Below are 22492 nucleotides of genomic sequence, written 5' to 3' on the forward strand. Positions count from 1 at the left end.
TGCTACCCCAGGTCGTCGCCTTCCCACTCAAGCTCGAACCTCAGCTGCAGCCGCTGCCCCGGCTCCAGCCGATTCGGCGCCAGCGTAAAACCATCCGGCGGTCCGGTCTGCGGCTCGACACACGTTGCGTGCGGCGCACCGTCGTAGACCACCCAGTGATCGGTGTCCGCCCGCAGCCGCAGCCGCTGGCCCGCCGACACCAGGGTCACGTCGCCCTGGTTGATGAAGCAGTCATCCCAAGGCCCGGACGCGGGGCTGCCGCAGGGTAACGTGGCAATGCCCTCAGCATCCCGCGGATACATCGCACTGGGGGCGAACAGCAGCTGCTCCGGCTTCCGGAACCATGGGTGCCAGCCGAGTACGGCGGGCATGGCCTGGTCACCGGCCTGCACAGCGAGCTGTAACTCCAGCCGGTTGGAGCGTACGTGGATGGCCTGCGTCGCAACGCCGCCGAAGGGCCAGTAGCCATCCTCTGGAAGCGCGAGCGTCAGCGTGGCGCTGTCCGCACCAACGCTGTCGATGCGCCAGGGCCGGGAGAACCCTACCCCATGGATGGCGTGCCCACCGAAGTTCACCGGCAGCCCGAAACGCCGACCATCGAAGCGGAAGCGCCCCTGCCGGATCCGTCCGGCCCAGGGCACCATCGGGTAGCACCCCCACGCGATGGTTGCCTGCCCCACCTCGTCCGGACCCACCAGCCAATCCACGCCGTCGTAGCGGAGCTGGGCAATACGTCCACCGGCTTCCGGGGCGAGCGCGATCTCCAACTTGCCCGACCGCAACCAGTGCAGGCGGCCGGTAGGCATCGGGGCCTGCGCATCGTCCTTGGGCACTGCTGTTTCAGGCGCCATAGGGGTCGATCGTCCGGATGCTGCCGTCCGCGTTCATGTGCAGCGGTGTGCACTTGACCGAGCGCAGGTGGGTCACCCCGCCGGACAACACAGCGTCATGGTAGAACAGGTACCACTGCCCTTCGAAGGCGCAGATGGAGTGGTGCGTGGTCCAGCCCACCACCGGCGTGAGGATCACGCCGCCATAGGTGAACGGTCCGTACGGGCTGTCGCCCACGGCATAGCAGAGCAGATGGGTGTCGCCCGTGGAGTACGACAGGTAATAGCGCCCTTGGTATTTGTGCAGCCACGGTCCCTCGAAGAACCGGCGCGCGTGGTCGTCGGCGCGCAGCGGCTGCCCGTGCTCGTCCAGGATGATGATCTCGCGCGTGGGTTCGGCAAGGCGTGTCATACCGACATCGAGTCGGCCGACCCGCGGGCCGAGTGCAGGCGCATCTCCGGTCGGCTCTTCGTGCGCCGCGTCGTAACGGTTGTCCCGGTACTTCTGCAGCTGACCGCCCCAGATGCCGCCGAAATAAAGGTAATGCGTGCCGTCGTCGTCCTCGTACACCGCAGGATCGATCGAGTACGTCCCCTCCATCGGCTCGGGTTCGGGGGTGAACGGACCCTCCGGGCGATGTGACGCGGCTACGCCGACGCGGAACATACCCTGCCTGTCCTTGGCCGGAAAATACAGGTAATAGCGTCCGTCCCGGCTGGCCGCGTCGGGCGCCCACATCTGCTGTGCGGCCCACGGCACGTCGCGGACATGCAGCGCCACGCCGCAGTCGGTGGTCTCGCCGTCGGGCGTGTCCATCCGCAATACGTGGTAGTCCTCCATGCCAAAGTGACCGCCCTCATCGTCGAAGGGCGCGCCGCTGTCGATGTCGTGCGACGGGTAGATGTACAGGCGCCCCTCGAACACATGGGCCGACGGATCGGCCGTGTAGATGTGGGTCACCAGCGGCTGGGAGATGGCGCGTGCCGTGAGGTGATCCACGTTGCCCGCCTGCCGGCGCGCATGCAGGTCCTGCTCGATGCGGGCTTCCATCTTCTTGTCGATCTCATAGAGCAGGAGCAGCACGACCGCCAGCAGGAACGGAAGGGAGCAGTACACGCTCACGGTCAGGCGGATGCCGTCCACCACGGTCTGGGGTTGCTGTTCCGCGCCCGCCAGGTAGCCGTGGTGCGCCAGAATGCCGGCGACCAGAGCGCCGCCGATGCTCAGGCCGATCTTCAGGCCACACAACATCGCCGAAAAGATGATCGCGGTGGCGCGTCGGTGGTTCTTCCATTCGGAGTAATCGGCGACGTCGGCGATCATCGCCCACAGCAACGGGATGGTGATGCCGTAGAAGAACCCGTGCAGCATGAAGGCCGCGAAGCCCACCGCAACCGCCGTGGGCGGAAGGAAGTAGAACGCAAGCAGAAACACGGTGGATACCAGCAGCGCGCCGCCAAAGACGCTGCGCTTGCCGAAGCGATCGGCGAGATGGCGGGACACGCCAATGCCCAGGATCATGCAGAGGATGCCGCAGGCGTTGAACAGGCTGAACGCAGAGGTCGCCGGATCCTCCGGCCAGGTGAAGCCGGACAGACCCCATCCATTGAGCGTCGCGTTCAATCCCCCGATGAAGTGGTTGAAGCCGGAGGTGTCGAGGAAGCCCGCCAATGCGGCTTCGCTCATGTAGTACTGGAAGTAGTAGATGTACGTGCCGCCCTTGAGGGCCAGGTTGATGAAGACCAGCACGGTGAGGGCCAGCATCACTTTCCACGGCCGGTTGTGCAGCAGGTCGGTCAGATCCTGCAGCACCCCGCCCGTCTGTTCCTGGGCAGGCACGATGCGCTCGCGCGTGGTGGCGAAGGTGATCAGGAAGAACAGCGTTCCCACTACCGCGAAGACTGTCATCACCCGCTCGAAGCCCTGCACGCGATCGCCGTCGCCCAGGATCAATACCAGCGGCAACAGCAGCACCTGGATGATGAACTGCGCGATCATCACCGCCACGAAGCGGTAGGCCGACAGGCTGTTGCGCTGGGCCATGCTGCCGGTCAGCACGCCGCTGAGCGCGGAATACGGCAGGTTGTTGGCCGCATACACCAGCATCAGCAGGCCATAGGTGGTCAGGGCGTAGACGACCTTGCCGTGCTCACCGAGGTCCGGCGTACTGAATGCCAGCAGCGACAGCACGCCGAACGGGATCGCCGTCCACAGGATCCAGGGACGGAACTTTCCCCAGCGGGTGGCGGTGCGGTCGGCCGCGATGCCGATCAGCGGCGTGAAGACAAACGCACCCAGCAGACCGATCACGAAAATGATCGTGGCCGCCGTGGCGGGCGGCAACCGGTACACATCGGTATAGAAGAAGGCCAGGTAGGTGATCAGCGTCTGGAAGATCAGGTTGGCCGCAAGGTCGCCCAGGCTGTAGCCCAGCTTCTCCCGGATCGACAGCGTGTGCTCGGGTGTCTCCATGGGGCGCGAATCAGTCACGATTCGCCTCCACGTTGAATCGGGCCTGCACGCGGGCATCGGCGCTTGAGCCGCCTATCCGCACCTCGTACGCCCCGGACGGCACGCCATAGGCGCCGCGCGCTTCGTCGTACTCGCGCAGCGCCTGGTGCGCGTCCAGGTTGAACGCCACGGTGCGCCGCGCGCCCGGGGCCAGGTGAACGCGCTGGAAGCCACGCAGTGTCTGCTGCGCGTCCCCTGCTCCGGCGGCCAGGCGTCGCACATACAGCTGCACCACTTCATCGCCCGCGCGCTTGCCGGTGTTGGTCACGTCCACCTGCACCTTGAGCGCGCCGTTGTCGACAATGCGGGGCGCATCAATGCGGAGCCTGCCGTAGTCGAACCGGGTATAGGACAGCCCGTAACCGAAGGGATACAGCGGCGTGCCGCGGAAGTAGCGGTAGGTGCGGCCTTCCATCGTGTAATCGTCGAACGCCGGCATCGCCTGGTCTGCGGTGTAGAACGTCACCGGCAGCCGACCACCCGGGTTGACGTCGCCGAACAGCGCGTTGCCCACGGCGGTGCCGCCGCGTTGCCCGGGATACCAGCTCATCAGGATGGCGGACAGATTCGCCTGGGCCCATTCCACCGCCAGCGCCGAACCCCCCGTCAGCACCATCACCACCGGTTTGCCGGTGGCATGCAGCGCTTCGAGCAGGGCGCGCTGCGTCGCGGGCAGGCGCAGGTCGGTGCGGTCGCCACCGGCAAAGCCGGGGTAGTTGACCGTCATCTCTTCGCCCTCCACGTCGCCGGTCAGGCCGCCGACGAACACCACCACATCCGCGCTGCGGGCGGCATCGACGGCCTCTTCGAACGGCGGCTTGGCGCCCGGCATGCGCCAGCCCAGGCGTACGCCGGCGTCGCGCTCGGCATCGTAGTACTCCAGCTTCAGGTCGTACGCACGGCCCGCCTGCAGATCCAGCGCCACGCCGTCGCTGCGCAGGCGGTCGCTGTTGGCCCAATGGTCCAGTACCCGCTTGCCGTCCACGTAGAGGCGGAAGCCGTCGTCGGCAGCGGCCTCGATCCGGTAGCGGCCCGACACTGGCGGCAGCAGCTGGCCACGCCAGCGGATGCTGAACCCGTCGCTGGGAATGCCCTGCCCCGGCGCCGCCTCGCCGCGGGCCAACAGATTGTCGGTCGGTGAACCCCGGTCCCAGCGGAAGCCGATCTGTGCATCGGTGCGGACCAGCGCCGGCGTCCCGGAAAGATCGGCCGTGCGGAAGTACTCACCGCGCAGGCCGCGTTCGGGGGAATCGGCCGAGGGGCGCAGGTAGGCCGCTTCAATCAACGGCGTTGCACCGGGATCGTCGCGCCCTTCGACCAGGTCCACGCCGCGCGCGTACTTCACCTCCACGCCCTGGGCCGCATCGCGGATGCCCTGCAGGATCGTCACCGGTGCTGCCGGCGTGCCGAAGTAGTTGCCGAGCAGTGCCATGGTGTCATCGGCAGTGGGACCGACCACGGCAATGCGCTTGAGGCTGCGTGACAGTGGCAGGACGCCATCGTTCTTCAGCAGCACCAGCGATTCCTGGGCGGCCTTCAAGGCCAGCGCATCGTGTGCCGGGGCCTGGTTCACCGACGCGGGAATCCGCGCCCAGCGCACGCGCTCGGGTGGATCGAACATGCCCAGCCGCATCCGCGCGGTGAACAGGCGCGTCACCGCGTCGTCGATCTCCGCCTCGCTGATCAGGCCCTGCCGCACGGCCGCCGGCAGCGTCGCGTATTCCTGGCCGCACTCCAGCTCGGTGCCGTTCTTGACCGCCAGCGCCGCCGCAGCCTCGCGGGTGGGCACGATCTTGTGATGCTTCCAGATATCGACAATGGCCCAGCAGTCAGACACCACATAGCCCTTGAAGCCCCAGTCGCGGCGCAGTACGTCGCGCAGCAGGAACTGGCTGGCGCTGGCGGACTCGCCGTACACCCGGTTGTAGGCGCCCATCACCGCATCTACCTGCCCCTCTTTCACCAGCGCCTCGAAGGCCGGCAGGTAGGTGTCATACAGGTCGCGTCTGCTCGGGCGGGCGTCGAAGTGGTGACGGTCGGCCTCGGGGCCACTGTGCACGGCCAGGTGCTTGGCCGTGGCGTCGAGCTTGCGGTACACCGGGTCGTCGCCCTGCAGGCCTTGCACGAAGGCGACGCCCATCCGCGCGGTGAGGTACGGGTCCTCACCGTAGGTCTCCTGGCCCCGCCCCCAGCGTGGGTCACGGAAGATGTTGATGTTCGGCGACCAGTAGGTCAGCCCCTGATAGCGGCCATGCGATCCTTCACGGACGAACTGGTGATGCTTGGCGCGCGCTTCGTCGCTGATGGTGGTCGCCACCTGCCCCATCAACGGCACATCGAACGTGGCCGCCAGCCCGATGGCCTGCGGAAACACCGTGGCCTGCCCTGCCCGCGCGACGCCGTGCAGGCCTTCGTTCCACCAATCGTAGGCCGGCACGCCGAGACGCTCGATGGCAGGCGCGGCATTCTGCATCTGCGCCGCCTTCTCTTCCAGGCTCATCTGCGCCACCAGCGCGGCCGCCCGGGTTTCGAAGCTGGCCGAGGTGTCGAGCCAGGGCTGGGAGGCGGCGGCGTAACCGGCGTTCGCCAGGGCAGCGGCGGCGCATAGCGCCAGCGTGCGGACGATGGGCATGCGCGTCATCATTTGCTCCTCAAGGCGCGCTCATCGCGCGCGAATGGTCCCAGCAGGGCGCCGACAAAACCGCCGGCACGATCAGTACTCAATACAGTGCCGTCCACGTTGTCGGCGAGCGTCTGCCAGCCACGGCCGTCGCCGGTATCGAACGCGAACGCATAGTGGCCTTCGTCACCTGCAATCCGCAGGCGCAGTGACGGGGTTGCGTCCAGCTCCCGGCTGGCCAGCGTCCTGGTCGCGCCGCCGCCGTCGCGTGCTTCGAGGAAGACCGCAACACGGTCACCGCCCAGGCTGCGGACGCCAAGGAAATACCAGTACGCCTCGCTCTGGAATGCGGCCAGGCCGGCCGCCACCCCTGCCGCCGGGCGCGTCATCGCGGTGCTGGCCTCGAAGCGCAGGTGCTGCTGGCGGCGCCCAAGGAAGGCTGGGTTGCGCAGCGTGTCCAGATCCTCCGGCAGCGGATGCACCGCCAAGCTGCCCGGCCGCCCGCGCAGGTCTGCCCAGGCTTGTTTCGGAACGCGCACGCGCAGCCATCCCGTGCCCAGCACCGGGGCATCGAACGCGTCGCGGTCGACGAAGTTGCCGGTGGAAGGCGCCTGCGACGCCTCACCCTGCATCCACGACGGCGCCTTGACCGCATACGGGATGGCCTGGCCAGCCGGCAGGATCACCGGCCAGCCGTTCCGCCACTGCACCGGAAGCAGATACGTCTCCCTTCCCGTGTTGTAGTGGCGTGTGTCGTAGTTGCGACTGGCAAGGAACACCGCCCACCAGGAGCCGTCCGGCCCTTCCACCAGATCGGCATGCCCGGCATTGGTGATTGGCAGCGGCCGGTCATTGGGCAGGTCGCGCTGGGTGAGAATCGGATTGTCCGCGTACGGCACGTAGGGTCCCCAGACGTCGCGGCTGCGCAGCACCACCTGGGAATGCTGTGGCCCGGTGCCGCCCTCGGCGTCGGAGAGGTAGTACCAGCCGTCGCGCTTGTACAGGTGCGGCCCTTCGATCCAGATCGGGTTCTTCGCCGGCTCCACGCCGCCGTCGATCAGCACCTTGCGCGGCCCCACCGGCTGGAAGGTGGCCAGGTCGATCTGCTGCATCCAGATGGCGCGGTGGCCTTCGTAGCGCTGCGGACCGGGCGGCTCATCATTGTTCAGCAGGTAAACGGTGCCGTCCTCGTCGAAAAACAGCGACGGATCGATGCCGCCGACGCCAGGCAGCCAGTGCGGGTCGGACCACGGGCCGGCAGGGTCCCGCGCGGTGGCGATGAAATTGCCACCGCTGTCCACCGCGGTGGTGACCACATAGAACATGCTGTCGTGGTACGCGATCGCCGGCGCGAAGATGCCGCGCGACACGCTCAGGCCATCGAAATCCAGCTGGCCCGGACGGTCGATCACGTTGCCGATCTGCTTCCAGTGCACCAGGTCGACGCTCTCGAACACCGGAATGCCCGGGAAGTAGGTGAAGCTGGAGTTGACCAGGTAGAAGCGCCCGTTCGCGCTGACGATGCTCGGGTCTGCGTGGAAGCCGGCCAGGATCGGGTTGCGGTAGTGACCGGCTGGCAGGGGCGTTTCAAAGGCCGCGTCGTGACCCGAATACTCGAACCAATCGAAGTACACCGGCGGCACAGGCGCAGGCGCAGCGCCCAGTGGCGACACCGTCGCCGACAACAGCAGAACGACCGTGGCCATCAGCAGACGCATCAGCGAACCTCAGCAGCGGTAAGGGAAAGCTCGAAGGGCCCAGCCGGCGCACCGCTGCTGTCGCGCAGCGTGCAGACCGGACCGTCGGCCCAGCAATAGCGCACACGCAACGCAGCGCCCCGGTGGTGCCGGCCGCTGGCCGGCTCCACGCAATCCTTGCAATCCAGCACAACCTCACGCCCCTCCAGCACCGCGTCGGCATAGCCACAGTGCCGTGCGTCGGCGTCGCAGAGCTCGAATCCTATGGGGCCGTTCGCACCGGTCGTGGCCAGGCTGCCGGTGACACCGTCGAACACCACCCGCACCTTGCCCTCTGCGAGCGACGCCGTGCGGGCCGTCGGGCCGGCGGGTGCCAGCGTGCGGTCGCCGTACACCACGTGGCGCGCCACCCGGGCCAGGCGACGGCCCAGTTCCTGTTTGTTGGGCGGATGGATGTCGTAGGCATCGCCGATGTCGATGGCCAGCGCAAGCCCGGTGCGCGGGTCTTCGGCCGCGACCCGCCGCTGCGCCTCGCGTACCTGCGCCCAGCCACTGTCCACCGGCGCCACGGGCGGCTGACCGTAGCCGGCCAGCTGCACCACCAGCAGCGGCATCTGCGCACCGAACTGCCTGCGCCAGTCCGCGCGCAGGCCGCGCAGCCGTGCGGCGTAGGCAAGGCCATCCCCGGTGTTGGATTCTCCTTGGTACCACAGCATCCCGCGCAGACCATAGCGCCCGAGCGGCGCAATCATGGCGTTGTACAACGTCGACAGGCCGGTGGCGGCGTGCCACGGCGCGGACGGCGGTGCCTGCGCGCCCGGCGCGACCCGGTACTGCCACGGCGCATCCAGGACGATCCGCGTGCCATCGTCGAGCGCCACGGCGTGGGCGTCCGAAGGGCCTGCCAGGCCACCGTCGCCGTACGTGTCCAGCACATTGATCACCACCGTGTTCGCACCGGCGGTCAGCACACCGGTGGGCAGCACATACGACCGCGCTTCGCCCGGACCGTACTGGCTGCCCACGGCCACGCCATTCACCCAGGTCATGTCCGTCTCATCGATGGGGCCCAGCGCAAGTCGTGCGCCCTGCGCCGCCTGCGCGGCGGTCAGGGTTACCTGGGTGCGGTACCAGACCATGCCGTTGTAGGTGGACAGCGCCGGCACACCCCAGCGCTCCCATGCCCCAAGCATGGCCGGCGCCGTTTGCCATCCCCTGCCGTCTTTACTTGGCTGCCAGGGCCTGTCGTCCGCGACCGCCCCCTCGCGCGTTGCCCACCAGTGCTGCCACTGCGTGCCCCAGCGTGCGTTTGCCGCCGCCGGATCGCGGGCATACAGCGCGAGCACATCGAGTGCCGGGTCCATGCCGCCCTGTGCGCGCAGCGCATCGGCGCTGGTCCAGGCCTCGATCCGCGAACCGCCCCACGCTGCCTGGATCAACCCCATCGGAACGGTGACGGTTTTCTGCAGCTCGCGCGCAAAGTAGAAGCAGGCAGCAGAAAAGTCGCGCACCGTCTCCGGTGACGCGGGGTGCCACGCAACCGGCGCGCCGAACTGCTGTTGCGGCACGGTGGCCACCGCCTTGGGCACGGTGAACAGGCGAATCATCGGGTGTGTGGCCGAGGCGATCTCGCTGCCCGCGTCGAGCGCGCGCCACACCGGCAGTTCCATGTTCGACTGTCCGGAACACAACCAGACATCGCCCATCTGCACATCCTGCACCACTTGGCTGCCCTTCCCTGCCCGCACCGACAGTACATACGGACCGCCAGCGGCGAGCGGTGTGAGCCGTGCCTGCCAGCGACCGCTGGCCTCCGCGCGCGTGGTGACGGTTCGTCCTGCCAATGTGACAGACACCGTGGTGCCCGGTGCAGCGCTGCCCCAGACCGGAATCGGCTGGTCACGCTGCAGTACGGCGTGGTCCTGGAACAGCGGATGCAACAGCGTCGTCACCGGTTCCTGCGCCGTTGACGGCAAGACGCAGCACGCCAACGCGATTGCCAGCAGCCAACCAATCCACGTCCTATGGCTCATTTCCCATCTCCCGGCGCGGAAGGAAACTGCAGGCGCTGGTACCAGCCCAGCGGGTGTGGCGGGGCGCTCTCGCCGGCAGGCAGGCGCCTGCCGCTCACCGACTGGAAATACGCCACGCTCGCATCCCGCCACCACTGTGCTTCGCGCAGCTGGATACGCAGGAACGCGGTGACCTGTGCATGCCGTTGCGGGTCCACCCTGCCCCCCAGGCTCGCCCAGGTCGCCTGCATGTCCTGGACCTGGCGCACGCCCTGCGAATAGCGCCCGACCAACTCGTCCCACAACGTCTTGCCCGACGCCATGCGGTGCTCCCACGGCACGTGATGGAACCACAGCAGCAGCGGCTCCGGCACCCGCGCCAGGTCGCCGTACCGCGCGGCCACGTCAGGAGCGTACTGGCCCACCGCGTTGCTGCCACGGGCGGTCCGGTCGAAGCCGATGCCATCGCGGTCGGCGCGGTGGTAGTACACCGACGTCCAGTCCGCGCGCGGGCCGCCGTCGACCCACGGGCCGGGCCCGTAGTGGTGTCCGCGTGCCATCAGGTGGTGCAGGCCCAGCGGGGTCATGTAGTTCACGGCGGCCTCCCGCGAGGCCATCATCATCCCGACAATGGGCTGCACGACCGCGGGGTCTGGCGAGAAGGTCATCGCCGCCCAGTCTGTCGCGATGGCGCGGGCCGACTGCTGCGGATTCCATGCCAGCCTGCCGAAGGCATACCAGTTGGCGGGGTCGAAGTGCGAGCCACTCCAGGTGCGATCCGCGCCGATGTTGGCGACGCCGGCCATGCCGGTCAGCGCCTGCGCCACCGTGGCGCCCGGTCCACGGGTGTGGGACTGCAGCACCTCTTCGTACAGCGGCCCCAGGTACACCAGATGCGTGGCGAAGCCGAGGTATTCCTTGGTGATCTGCACTTCCATCATCAGCGGCGTACGCGGCATGGCCCCGAACAGCGGGTGGAACGGCTCGCGGGGCTGGAAGTCGATGGGCCCGTTCTTCACCTGCAGGATCACCTTCGGGCGGAAGGTGCCGTCCAGCCCCGCGAATTCGGTGTACGCCTGTGTGGCACGGTCGGCAGGAACATCGTGCGCGTAGACGAACGCCCGCCACATCACCACGCCGCCATGCGGAGCCAGCGCATCGGCCAACAGGTTGGCGCCGTCGGCGTGCGAGCGGCCGTAGTCCTGCGGACCGGGCTGCCCTTCGGAATTGGCCTTCACCAGGAAGCCGCCGAAATCCGGAATGCGCGCGTAAATCTCGTCGGCCTTGTGCTGCCACCAGCGCTGTACGTCCGGATCGCGCGGATCGGCGGTTTTCAGGCCGCCCAGTTCGATGGGCGCGCTGAAACGCACGCTGAGGTACACGCGGATGCCGTAGGGCCGGAACATGTCCGCCAGCGTCGCCGCTTTGGCGAGGTAGTCCGGCGCCAGGCTCTGCGCATTGGCGTTCACGTTGTTGAGCACGGTGCCGTTGATACCCACCGCGGCGTTGGCGCGTGCGTAGTCGGTGTAGCGCGGGTCGTGCCACTCCGGCAGCGTCTGCCAGTCCCACAGCGAGTGACCGGCATAGCCGCGTTCGACATGGCCGTCCAGGTTGTCCCAGTGGTTGAGCACCCGCAGCCGCATCCGCGGCGATTCGCGTACCTCCAGCGCATCCAGTGATGCGCCGGTCTGCAGCAGTCGCAGCAGATGGAACACGCCGTACAGCACGCCGATGTCCCGGCGTGCGGCGACCAGCATTACCTCGCGCCCGTCGATGCGGGTCTGCCGGAGCAGATAGCCTTCGTCGCCCAGCGCACCAAGCTCCTGGCGTAACGGCGCGATCAAGGTCGACGACTGCGGTGTGCCGATGACCAGTGACGGCTTGATGGCAGGGGCGACATGCATCCGCGGCGCGCTGCCTGTCAGACCCGTGAGACCACGTTCCAGCTCCTCGCGCGCGGCACGCTGGATGGGTGTCTGGTCCGGGGCTACCACCTCCGCCAAGCGCGTGTGGTAGTCGGCCGCCAGCGCGGGTTCGAGGGGCGCGTAACGCATCCAGAGCGCGTAGCCATCCTCCGCGTGCACGGTGCCGGTGCACGCCAACAACGCCATCACCGCACCCACCATGCAATGACACCGCTCGACATCCCAGCGGAACCGCAGTGGGGACAGCAAACCTTGTAAGCTCCGGACGTGCCTTCGATGCGCCAGCGTCGCAACGAAAAACGGGAGCGCGTATTGGACAAGCCGAAGAAATCCGTCCGTCGCAAAACCAGTGGCGTGACGATCGACGAGGTGGCAGCCCTGGCCGGGGTGTCGCCGATGACGGTCTCGCGGGCGATCAACCAGGGCAAAGTGCGCGATGACACCCGCGAACGCGTGATGCGCGCGGTGCGCGAACTGGGCTATACGCCCAACCTGGCCGCCAGCACGCTGGCCGCCGCACAGCACACGCGCATTGCGCTGATCTACACCAATCCCAGTGGCGCTTACCTGCGCGAACTGCTGGTCGGCCTGCTGCGTGTGGCGTCCAACGCTGCCATCCAGCTGGTGGTCGACTACTGGGAGGATTTCGAGCCCGCCGCCGAGCGCAAGGCCGCGCGTGCCTTGGCCGGCCGTGTGGATGGCGTCATCCTGCCGCCCCCGCTGTGCGAGTCGCAGCCGGCGGTGACCGAGCTCATCAAGGCCGGCATCCAGGTGGTCGCGATCGCACCGGGCCACCTGGGCAACGGCATCTCCTGCGTGCGCATCGACGACTTCCAGGCCGGCAGGGAACTGGCCGAACACCTGATCCAGCACGGCCACAGCCGCATCGGTTTCATCTGCGGGCGCAAGGACCTCAGTGCCAGTGCACGGCGCTACGACGGCTTTGTGACGGCCTTGCACGCGGCCGGGCTGGAGGTTGATCCCAGCCTGGTGCAGCAGGGCGACTACACCTACCGCTCGGGGCTCGCCGCCGCCGAGAAGCTGCTGGCCCAGCGCCAGCCGCCCACCGCGATCTTCGCCAGCAACGACGATATGGGTGCGGCGGTGATCTCCGTCGCGCACCGGCGCGGCCTGGACGTGCCCCGCGACCTGTCGGTGGTGGGCTTCGATGACACCTCGGCCGCCACCACCGTCTGGCCCGAGCTGACCACCATCCACCAACCCATCGCCGCAATGGCCGACGCTGCCATCGATATCCTGTTGCGCACCATCCGCCGCAAGGGCGAGGACACGCGCGTGTTGACCGACCACGTCATGCCGCACCGGCTGGTGGTGCGCGACTCGGTCGCGCGCCCACCGAAACGCTGATGCCGCACGACGCATCGTCACGCGCCCGGGCATGCGATGGTGGCCTCCGCCTCGTTCAAGGCACCCAGGGCGACGCGTGACACCGAGAGCGTCATCGCGCCCGCCGTCCCGATGGACCAGGGGCGATCCAGCTTGCCGACATCCGCGCCTGCCGCCGCCAGGCACTTCAAGGGCACGCCCACGCGCGTCCATTGACCCTTGGGCAGCTTGGCCAGCGTCGGTCCAAGCGCAACACGTGCCGAGCAGCCCGCACCGCAGCCTACCGACAACCACGCCTCGCCCTGGGGTGCGGCGTCAACGCGCAACGTGGTCAACAGCATCAGGTCGCCGTTGCTCTCGCGCTGCAGGTCCAGCGCCGTGTGCGACTGCAACGCGGCAATCGCCTCGCCCTTGCCCGTCCACGCAAGCCGACGACCGTCTTCCTGCGCCAGGTGATCCACGCCGGTGACCTGCAGCAGGTCCCCATCGAGGAACTCCGGCACCTTGGTGACGGTCACGCCCTGCCCCGTGCTGCCTTCCAGCCGCAGCGCCATGCCGGCGCCGGCATCACCGCGCGCGAAGAACACGCCGCCCGCGCCTTCATTGCCGGTAACGCCGGACACTTCCGGCAACGCGGCCAGATCGCCGTTATCGGCGTAAGTCAGGCCGAAACCGAAGGCGAACTGCGGGGCGTAGTCCTTCTGCCCCACATTGTTGACGTACTGCGTTGCCGTGCGCGGCCAGCTGAAGCTCAACTTGCCCTTGAAGTCGTGCTGCACATCGCCTCCCGGCCCACGCATCAGCACATCGGCAATGCCGGCGCCTTCCGAGCCGGGCAGCCACGCCGCCACGAACGCGTCGGCGGCATTGATTTCCCGGTTCACCCACAGCGGGCGCCCGCTCAGGAACACCGCGACCACCGGAATGCCCTCGGCCTTCAGTCGCTTGATCAACGCAAGATCGGCGTCGTCCCCCGGCTTGTAGGCCAGTGTCGGCAGATCTCCCTGGAACTCTGCATAGGGGTTCTCCCCGAACACCACCACGGCGACGTCCGGCTTGGTCGCATACTTGCCGTCCACCGCCAGCTCCGCCTGACCGCCAGCGGCCTTGGCCTGCTGCGCAATGCCCTCGAAGATGGTGTCTGCATTCGGGAAATCCTTGCGGGTGGTGCCGGTGCCCTGCCAGTTCAGCGTCCATCCGCCCGCCTGCTTGCCGACGTCGTTGGCACCGTCACCGGCGACGAGGATGCGTTGCTTCGGCGACAACGGCAGCACGCCGCCCTGGTTCTTCAGCAACACCAGCGATTCACGCACTGCCTGCCGTGCGACCTCACGATGCGCCGGGGCGCCGATGAGCGCGAACTGGCCACCGACCGCGCGCGAGGATGGCGTGCCCGCCTCGAACAGACCCAGCCGCATCTTGACCCGCAGGATCCGACGCACCGCATCGTCCAGGCGTTGCGGGGCGATGGTGCCCGCCTTCACTGCGGCCAGCGTGGTCTCATAGAAGCCCTTCCAGCTGTCCGACGCCATGGCCATGTCCAGGCCGGCATTGAGGGTGGCCGGGCAATCGGTGGTGGTGCAGCCCTTGACCTGCCCGTGGCCGTTCCAGTCGCCCACCACGAACCCACCGAAATGCATGCGGCCCTTCAACGCATCGGTCAGGTACGGCTTGTGACCGTGCATCTTTTCACCGTTGACGCTGTTGAAGGACGCCATGACGGTCTGTGCGCCCGCGGCAATCGCCGGTGGATACCCGGCCGCGTGGATACGTACCAGCTCGGCCTCGCTGACCTGGGTATCGCCCTGGTCCTTGCCATCGGCCGTGCCACCGTCGCCGAGGAAGTGCTTTACCGACGCGATCACATGGCGACCGTCCAGGAAGGCAGGCGTGCCCACCTTGCCCTGCAGGCCCTCGACCATCGCACCGGCATAGCTGGCCACCACGTCGGGTGATTCGGAGTAGCCCTCATAGGTGCGCCCCCAGCGGTCATCCTGCGGGACGGCCACGGTCGGTGCGAACGCCCACTCCATGCCGGTGGCACGGGTCTCCAGCGCGGTGATCTCACCGATGCGCCGCAGCAGTTCCGGATTGCGGGTCGCACCCAGGCCGATGTTGTGCGGGAACAGGGTCGCACCGATGATGTTGCTCTGCCCGTGCACGGCATCGATGCCGAACAGCACCGGAATCGCCTTACCCCCCTGCGAGGTATCCATCGATGCCGCATAGAAGGCGTCGGCGAGCGCCAGCCACTCGGCCGGCGACGCATCGTAACGGCCGCCCGGGTCGGAGTTGCCGCCGGCCAGGATCGAGCCAAGCCGGTACTTGCGGAGATCATCCGGCGTGATGCTGGCAATATCCCCCTGCACCAGCTGGCCGACCTTTTCCTCTACCGTCATGGTCGCCATCAGGTCGGTGATGCGCTTTTCCAGCGCGGCGTCCTCGGCCAGCGGCCAGGTGACCTCCGGCCATGGATCGGGGGCCGCCGTCGCAGACGCGGGCGCCTTGTCATCCTTCCCGCAGGCGGCCAGTACCAGCAGCAGCGCGGTCAGCAGCACGGTCTTCGGGGCGCGTGCAGCGCCTTGATGGGTCATCGCGTTCATCCTTCCATCTGCTCCAGTTCCTTGCCCTTGGTTTCGTGCACGTACCTGAGCACGAAGAAGATCGAGATGACGGCCGCCACCAGGTAAATGCTGTACGTCGTGGCCAGCCCGGTCCCCGCCAGCAGAATGGGGAAGGTCACCGTGACGGCGAAATTCGCGGTCCACTGCGCCGCCCCCGCCACGGCCAGCCCGGAGCCACGGATCTGGTTGGGGAACATTTCGCCCAGCATCACCCACATCACCGGCCCCCAGGAGATGTTGAAGAACACCACGTAGGCATTGGCCGCCACCAGCGCCAGCGTGCCCATGCCCGGCGGCAGCTGCAGGTGTGTATCGACCAGGGAGCCGCTGGCGAAGGCCACCACCAACAGCGCCAACGACACCGCCATGCCGGCCGAGCCAGCCCAGAGCAACGGCTTGCGCCCGATGCGATCGATCAGCAGCACGGTGACGATGCAGGCGCCGATGCTGAGTGCGCCGGACAACACGTTGATCATCAGCGCGTCGTTCTCGGAGAAGCCGACCGCTTGCCAGAGCACGGCACCGTAGTAGAACACCACGTTGATACCGACCAGCTGCTGGAAGGTGGCCAGGCCGATGCCGACCCAGACAATCGGGCGGACCCGGCCGGTCGCCTTGCTGAGGAGATCCGACAGCCGCGGGCGGTGATGGTCGGTCGACAGCGAGGCGTCGATCTCGGCCAGCTTTGCCTGCGCCTCGGCAGCGCCGAACAGCCGCGTCAGCACCTGCAGCGCCTCGTCCTTGCGGCGCTTCACCGCCAGATAGCGCGGGCTTTCCGGAATGGTCAGCAACAGCGCCAGGAACAGCAGCGACGGCACCGCCTGCATCCAGAACATCCAGCGCCACGCTGCGTACCCGCCCCACAGCGCTTCGGTGGACGCACCCGCCGTGGCTGCCAACAGATAGTTGGACAGGAACGCGACGGTGAGCCCGCTGATGATGGCGATCTGCTGCACCGTGGCCAGGCGGCCGCGGTACCGCGCTGGCGCCACTTCGGCGATGTAGGCCGGCGAGATCACACTCGCCGCTCCCACCGCAAAGCCGCCCATCACCCGCGCGACGATGAACATGGCCGAGGACGACGCCGCACCTGCGCCGATCGCCGACAGCAGGAACAGCACTGCCGAGACGATCAGCACGTTGCGGCGCCCCAGGCGGTCGGCCAGACGGCCGGCGCTGAAGGCACCGACCGCGCAGCCCAACAGCATCGATGCGATCTCGAACCCCTGCATCCACTCGCCGGATTTGAAGGTCTGGTGCAGCCCGTCCTGGGTGCCGTTGATCACCCCGCTGTCGAACCCGAACAGGAATCCGCCAATCGTCGCCACCACGCTGATCACTACAATCAGGCGGGTGTTCTCGCCGCCCTTCATTGCCTGGTCCATTACCCTGCCCTTCTCCGGTCCGGTGTCATCAATGCAAACTGCAACGCTCAGCGCAGCAGGTACTGGTTGATCAGGTTCTCGTAACGTTCCTGCTTGCCGCTGATCTGCGTGGGTTCACCGCCCTTGGCACCCAGTGCGGCCAAGTCGGCAAGGCTGAGCGCGCCGCGCGCGAACTGCTCGCCGGACCCACTGTCGAAGCTGGCGTAACGCGCCTTGCGCCACTGCTCCAGGGGCGAGTCGTTCAGCAGCGCATGAGCCACTTCCAGCCCGCGGGCGAACGCATCCATGCCACCGATGTGGGCAATGAACAGGTCCTCCAGATCGGTGGATTCGCGCCGCACCTTGGCATCAAAGTTCAAGCCGCCTTCCAGCCCCCCCTGGCGCAGCACCACCAGCATCGCGCCCACGGTGTCGTACAGGTCGGTCGGGAACTGGTCGGTATCCCAGCCGTTCTGGGCATTGCCGCGGTTGGCGTCGATACTGCCCAGCAGGCCATGATCCGAAGCGACCTGCAGGTCGTGCTCGAAGGTGTGACCGGACAGCGTGGCGTGGTTGGCCTCGATATTGAGCTTGAAGTCCTTGTCCAGGCCATGCTCCTTCAGGAAGCCGACCACGGTGGCGCTGTCGAAGTCGTACTGGTGCTTCATCGGTTCCATCGGCTTGGGCTCGATCAGGAAATTGCCCTTCAGCCCGATGCTGCGGCCATAGTCGCGCGCCATGGTGAGGAACCGCGCGAAGTGGTCGACCTCACGCTTCATCAGCGTGTTGGCCAGGGAACCGTAGCCTTCGCGGCCGCCCCAGAACACGTAGTGCTCGCCACCCAATTCAACCGTGGCGTCCAGCGCCGCCTTCACCTGTACGGCGGCACGCGCGACCACCGCGAAATCCGGATTCGTGGAGGCACCGTTCATGTAGCGGGGGTGCGAGAACAGGTTGGCCGTGCCCCACAGCAGCTTCATGCCGGTCGCGTCCTGGCGCTCTTTGGCCAATCCCACCATGTGCTTCAGGTTCTTTTCGTACGCGCCGACATCCTCGGCGTCCGGCGCCAAGTCGATATCGTGGAAGCACCAGTACGGCACGCCGAGCTTGGTGAAGAATTCGAACGCCGCGTCCACCTTCGCCTCGGCGGTGCCCATCGGCGTGCCGGTCTCCCACGGGAAGTGGCGCGTGCCCGGGCCAAACGGATCATGGCCGGCGTTGCAGAACGTGTGCCAGTAGCAGGCCGCAAAACGCAGGTGGTCCTGCATGGTTTTGCCCCCGATGACCTTGTTCGCGTCATAGACCTTGAAGGCAAGGGGATTGTCCGAGCCCCGGCCTTCGAAGGGGATGCGGCCGATGCCGGGGAAGTATTCCTTGCCGCCGATGAAGGGCTGGTTGCTCATGGTGCGTCTTCCTGTCGTTGTGCGAGGTGTCGCGAAAAAGGGGATATCAGCCGCGATACAACGGCGTGATGGCATCGAGATGGCGCAGAAAACGGGCATACGCCGCGGCGTAGGCGGCTGTACGCGCCGGATCGGGCTGTGCGGACTGCAGCGGGTCCACCGCCACGTGCCGGTCCGCTATGTCGGCGATGGAGGCAGCGTCACCACGCGCCTGGCCCAAGGCCCACAGCGCCTGCAATGCCGCACCGAACGCCGCGCCCTCGGGCTGGGTCGGTACGTCCACCGGCAGGCCGAACACATCGGCCACCATCTGCCGCCACTGCGCACTGTTGCTGCCGCCACCGGTCAGCACGATGCGGTCGAACCGCATGCCCGCGCGGACAAAGGCGTCGTAGCCATATTTCAGGGTGTACGTCGCCCCTTCCATGGCCGCGCGGTAGAAGTGCGCCGGGGTCATGTTGGTCGTGTCCAGACCCGCCAATACCCCTTTGCCACGCGGCAGGTCCGGCGTGCGCTCGCCATTGAGGAACGGCAGCATCACCAGGCCGTCGGCCCCGGGCGATGTGGCGCGCAGGTGTCCGTCGCCGTACCGCGTGCTGAAGCTGAAGGCGTCGGCAACCTGTTCGGTCACCACGGTGCAGTTCATCGTGCAGATCAGCGGCAGCCAGCCGCCGGTGGACGAACAGAATGCGGCCCACGCCCCGTCCGGGTCGACCACCGGGGCGTCGGAGTAGGCGAACAGGGTGCCCGAGGTGCCCAGGCTCACCGTCAGGCGACCCGGTGCGACGCAGCCGGTCCCGATGGCGGCCATCATGTTGTCGCCACCGCCAACGGCCACCTTCACTGTCGCGGGCAGGCCCAGCGCCGCCGCGGTGGACGGGTCGATGTCGAACACTTCCTCGGGCGCGGCGATGCGCGGCAGGCACGCGGCCAGGTCGCGGTCCGGATCGGTTGCGCGCAGCAGCTCGGCCGACCAGGTACGGGTCCGCACGTCCAGCCAGCCCGTCCCCGAGGCATCCCCGTATTCGCAGAAGCGCTGGCCGGTCAACACGAAATTGAGGTAGTCGTGCGGCAGCAGGATGGTGGCAAGACGCGCGTAGGCCTCGGGTCGGTGGGCCTTCGTCCACGGCAGTTTGGACGCGGTGTAACCGGTCAGGACAGGGTTGCCCGCCAGTGCGATGGTGCGCGCTGTTCCGCCCACCGCGTCCATGATCTGCACGCACTCCGCCGAGGTGCTGGTGTCGCACCACAGCTTGGCCGGTGCCAGCACCTCCCCTGCCGCGTCGACGGGAACGAACCCGTGCTGTTGGCCGGATACCGCCAGTGCAGCGATGCGGGACCGTATCTTGGGATCAACCGCACGGAAGCAGGCATGCAGTGCGGCGATCCAGTCGGCCGGGCGCTGTTCGCGGCTGCCATCGGCGTCCGACGCCAGGTCCAGGGGCGCGCTGGTGTTGGCAATGAGACGGCGCCCGGCAGGGTCGTAGACCACGACCTTCAGACTTTGCGTACCCGCGTCGATTCCAGCCACCAGATCCATCGTCTTCCGCCTCACCTGTAGTTGAAGGTAGCGCTACCATTTTCATGCCGCACCATGCGGCTCTGTTACGCCACGGCGGAGCGCCGTGGCCATACGTCTGCCGCTGCCTTGCAGTAGCGTTCAATGAAGGCGGCCTGCGACGGCATCGTCGCGACCGCCTGCTGCACCGGCTGCCGGATCCGCGCCAACAGCGTCCGCAGGTCTGCGTCGTTGATGGCCGCTGCCAGCGGGTGCGGCGGACCGGGCTGGATCCCCTGCCCCATCAACACGCTGGTCCAGGAATCCACGCGGAACAACTCACCGGGGTCCTGCCAGGCATGGGCACGTTCGCGCCACGCGCGCAGCCGGACCGCGAGCGACTCCGGCAGGGCCATCTCGCGGCAGGCCTTCCACATGGGTTCGTCGCGCTGGGTAGCGTGGTAATGCAGGATGATGAAGTCGCGCACGTGCTCCATTTCCTGGCGGCTGACATCGTTGTATAGCGCCACCAGCGCCGGGCTGATGCCGTCGATCGGGAACAGCTGGATCAGGCGGACCACGGCACTGATGGTCAGGTGGATGCTGGTCGATTCCAGCGGCTCGATGAAGCCACTGGCAAGCCCGAGCGCCACCACATTCTTGTTCCACGCCTTCAGCCGGCGCCCGCTGCGGAACGGCACCAACCAGGGATCGCGCAGAGGCGGACCGTCAACATCACGCAGCAGCTTGGCCTGCGCCTCGTCATCGGACATGTGCCGGCTGGAGAACACCAGCCCGCATCCAACCCGGTGCTGAAGCGCGATATGCCACCGCCAGCCGGCCTCGTGTGCAATGGCGCGGGTGTACGGAACGGGCGGCGCGACCGCCTCGGTCTGCACCGCAACGGCGCGATCACTGGGCAACCATTCGTGCCAGTCCTCATAGCCGGTATGCAGGGTCTGCTCGGTCAACAACCCGCGGAACCCGGTGCAGTCGATGAACAGGTCGCCCTCGATGACCTGCCCGTCTTCCAGCACCAAGGCCGCCACGGAGCCGTCATGCGCGTGCTGCCGGACCTCCCGGATCTTTCCCTCCACCCGTCGCAGGCCATGCCCTTCGGCCTTGCGTCGCAGGAACCTGGCATACAGCCCGGCGTCGAAGTGATACGCGTAGTTGAGCGCGGGTTGGGTCTCCAGCGAGAACTGGTCGCCGCGTGAGGCGACGCTCTCCAGGCAGAAGTCGCCCAGGTCCGACGGCATGCCGCGGCGCAGGCTGTCCAGCCAGAAATGGTGGAACGGCGTGGCCCAGGTGCCCTGCCCGATGGTGCCGAACGGGTGGATGAATCGGTCCCCGGGGCGACGCCAGTTCTCGAACGAGATCGAAAGCTTGAACGTGCCGGCGACGGCGCGCAGGAACTCCTGCTCGTCGATCTGCAGAAAGCGGTGGAAGGTACGGATGGGCGGCACCGTCGACTCGCCGACACCCACGGTGCCGATCTGCTCGGACTCCACCAGGGTGATGTCCAGCTGGTCGCGGAACTGATGGGACAGCGCACAGCCGGCCAGCCAGCCAGCCGTACCGCCGCCGGCGATGACCACCTTGCGGATCCGCGCCTGTGTTGTGTCCGCCACGTTCAATGCAATGCTCCCATCAGCGGTTGAGTCGAGCCAGCAGTTGGGCGCGCGTGCGCCGTGCCTGTGTCTCGTCGAACGGCGCCAGCTCACCCCGGGCCACGTCCGGCAGGTGCTGACCTGCGCGTTCGCCGGGACCGAAAACGTAGTACGCGAAGATCTCAGACCATGCCTGTTTCTGGCGGGGCGGCAGATCGCGCAGCGCCCACATTGCATGCTGGAGCGCCGGCAGCGGCGAGGAAAGAAAGTGCGGCGAACTGCGCCACCAGTAGTTCACCAGCACGTTGAACGGCATCAGGCTGCGCACGTGGTGCCACCACATGCTCGGAATGAAGATCGCATCGCCGGGCTCCAGCACGGCCGTCTGCGCGCTTGCGAGCGCGTCACGGAACCGGGGATGGCGCGCGAAGTCCGGGCGGTCCATATCCACCACGCTGACCACCTGGCCACCCGGCGTGGGCTCCAGCGGCCCCGGGTACAGATTGTCGATCTGCTCCGGCGGAAACAGGGTGAACCGGCGTCGGCCCACTACGCAGCACGCCAGGTTCTCGGGGGTGTCGAAATGGCAGGAAGCAGTCACGCGGTTGCCGATCCAGATGCTGGCCGACGCCTCGATGCCCTGCCCCGCCAAACCGGCGTCGTTGGACTGCGCAAACCCGGGAAGCGCCCGATCAATCAGCAGCGACGCCACGTAATAGGTGGGTGGCTTCGGGTCGTCGAAGGTGTCGGCAATCTCGTCGAGCACCTGCGTCAGCAATCCACGCCGGACCTCCACGTTCAACCGGGTGAAATCGGCGTTGTAGAACGGACGTCCTTCAATCTCGGGGCCGCCAAAGGAATACGGAACGGGCACGCCGGCATCAAAGCCGCGCAGGTAGGCCATCGCCTCGTGCGTGGAGCGCAGCCCGGCCTGCACCACCCCCCAGTTGCGCGCGATGCCTCGCAGTACCACCGGCACCCCCGCGGCCACCAACGCCTCCATCGGCAGTGCGGCCGGGTCCAGGCCTTCCAGGGTCTGCATGGCGGCGC

General features: G+C 67.5%; 13 protein-coding genes and 1 pseudogene. 1 reads left to right on the top strand and 13 read right to left on the bottom strand.

Annotated features, from left to right (window positions below; translation table 11 throughout):
* Nucleotides 1-2: 2 nt before the first annotated feature.
* The 7 genes and pseudogenes from DX03_RS09670 to DX03_RS09695 all read right to left on the bottom strand — a co-directional run bounded on the left by DX03_RS09670 (nucleotide 3) and on the right by DX03_RS09695 (nucleotide 11782).
* A complete protein-coding gene (locus DX03_RS09670) occupies nucleotides 3-851 on the bottom strand; it encodes an aldose epimerase family protein (protein ID WP_038688281.1) in 849 nt (282 codons plus the stop codon).
* Nucleotides 841-1857 carry a glycoside hydrolase family 43 protein gene (locus DX03_RS21530; RefSeq protein WP_425598314.1) on the bottom strand — a complete coding sequence of 339 codons (1017 nt, stop codon included), beginning with the start codon at nucleotides 1855-1857 and terminating at the stop codon, nucleotides 841-843. Before DX03_RS21530 ends, DX03_RS09670 begins: the two co-directional genes overlap by 11 nt.
* Nucleotides 1837-3303: pseudogene (locus DX03_RS21535) on the bottom strand (MFS transporter); the annotation flags it as partial. The gene DX03_RS21530 and the pseudogene DX03_RS21535, both read right to left, overlap by 21 nt.
* 10 nt (nucleotides 3304-3313) lie before the next feature.
* On the bottom strand, nucleotides 3314-5974 hold the full coding sequence (locus DX03_RS09680) for a glycoside hydrolase family 3 protein (RefSeq protein ID WP_244880238.1): 2661 nt from the start codon (nucleotides 5972-5974) through the stop codon (nucleotides 3314-3316).
* Nucleotides 5975-5982: 8 nt separating this feature from the next.
* Nucleotides 5983-7680, bottom strand: coding sequence for a glycoside hydrolase family 43 protein (locus DX03_RS09685; protein ID WP_038688285.1), 1698 nt, complete (start codon nucleotides 7678-7680; stop codon nucleotides 5983-5985).
* Complete coding sequence (locus DX03_RS09690) at nucleotides 7680-9692, bottom strand: sialate O-acetylesterase (RefSeq protein ID WP_038688287.1); 2013 nt, start codon at nucleotides 9690-9692, stop codon at nucleotides 7680-7682. The genes DX03_RS09685 and DX03_RS09690 overlap by 1 nt, the downstream gene beginning before the upstream one ends.
* Nucleotides 9689-11782 carry an alpha-glucuronidase family glycosyl hydrolase gene (locus DX03_RS09695; protein WP_038692193.1) on the bottom strand — a complete coding sequence of 698 codons (2094 nt, stop codon included), beginning with the start codon at nucleotides 11780-11782 and terminating at the stop codon, nucleotides 9689-9691. The genes DX03_RS09690 and DX03_RS09695 overlap by 4 nt, the downstream gene beginning before the upstream one ends.
* 126 nt (nucleotides 11783-11908) lie before the next feature.
* On the opposite strand from DX03_RS09695, the gene DX03_RS09700 reads away from it, so the two are divergent.
* Nucleotides 11909-12964 (top strand): LacI family DNA-binding transcriptional regulator, encoded by a 1056-nt coding sequence (locus DX03_RS09700; protein ID WP_038692195.1) that lies wholly within the window; start codon nucleotides 11909-11911, stop codon nucleotides 12962-12964.
* 17 nt (nucleotides 12965-12981) lie between these two features.
* On the opposite strand, the gene DX03_RS09705 is transcribed toward DX03_RS09700, so the two are convergent.
* The 6 genes from DX03_RS09705 to DX03_RS09730 form a co-directional block, all read right to left on the bottom strand.
* Nucleotides 12982-15546 (bottom strand): glycoside hydrolase family 3 protein, encoded by a 2565-nt coding sequence (locus tag DX03_RS09705; RefSeq protein ID WP_038688289.1) that lies wholly within the window; start codon nucleotides 15544-15546, stop codon nucleotides 12982-12984.
* The gene (locus tag DX03_RS09710; protein WP_038688290.1) at nucleotides 15543-16952 is read right to left on the bottom strand and encodes a sugar porter family MFS transporter; all 1410 of its coding nucleotides are present in this window, start codon (nucleotides 16950-16952) and stop codon (nucleotides 15543-15545) included. The genes DX03_RS09705 and DX03_RS09710 overlap by 4 nt, the downstream gene beginning before the upstream one ends.
* Nucleotides 16953-16999: 47 nt before the next feature.
* Complete coding sequence (xylA, locus tag DX03_RS09715) at nucleotides 17000-18334, bottom strand: xylose isomerase (RefSeq protein ID WP_038688292.1); 1335 nt, start codon at nucleotides 18332-18334, stop codon at nucleotides 17000-17002.
* Between the two features lie 46 nt (nucleotides 18335-18380).
* A complete protein-coding gene (gene xylB, locus DX03_RS09720; protein WP_038688294.1) occupies nucleotides 18381-19874 on the bottom strand; it encodes a xylulokinase in 1494 nt (497 codons plus the stop codon).
* A gap of 65 nt (nucleotides 19875-19939) precedes the next feature.
* The gene (locus DX03_RS09725) at nucleotides 19940-21469 is read right to left on the bottom strand and encodes a tryptophan halogenase family protein (protein WP_051598823.1); all 1530 of its coding nucleotides are present in this window, start codon (nucleotides 21467-21469) and stop codon (nucleotides 19940-19942) included.
* 13 nt (nucleotides 21470-21482) lie between these two features.
* Entirely contained in the window at nucleotides 21483-22484 is a 1002-nt protein-coding gene (locus DX03_RS09730; protein ID WP_038692199.1) for a cupin-like domain-containing protein, read from the bottom strand.
* Nucleotides 22485-22492: the final 8 nt, after the last annotated feature.

The sequence above is a fragment of the Stenotrophomonas rhizophila genome (assembly GCF_000661955.1).
Taxonomy (GTDB): domain Bacteria; phylum Pseudomonadota; class Gammaproteobacteria; order Xanthomonadales; family Xanthomonadaceae; genus Stenotrophomonas; species Stenotrophomonas rhizophila.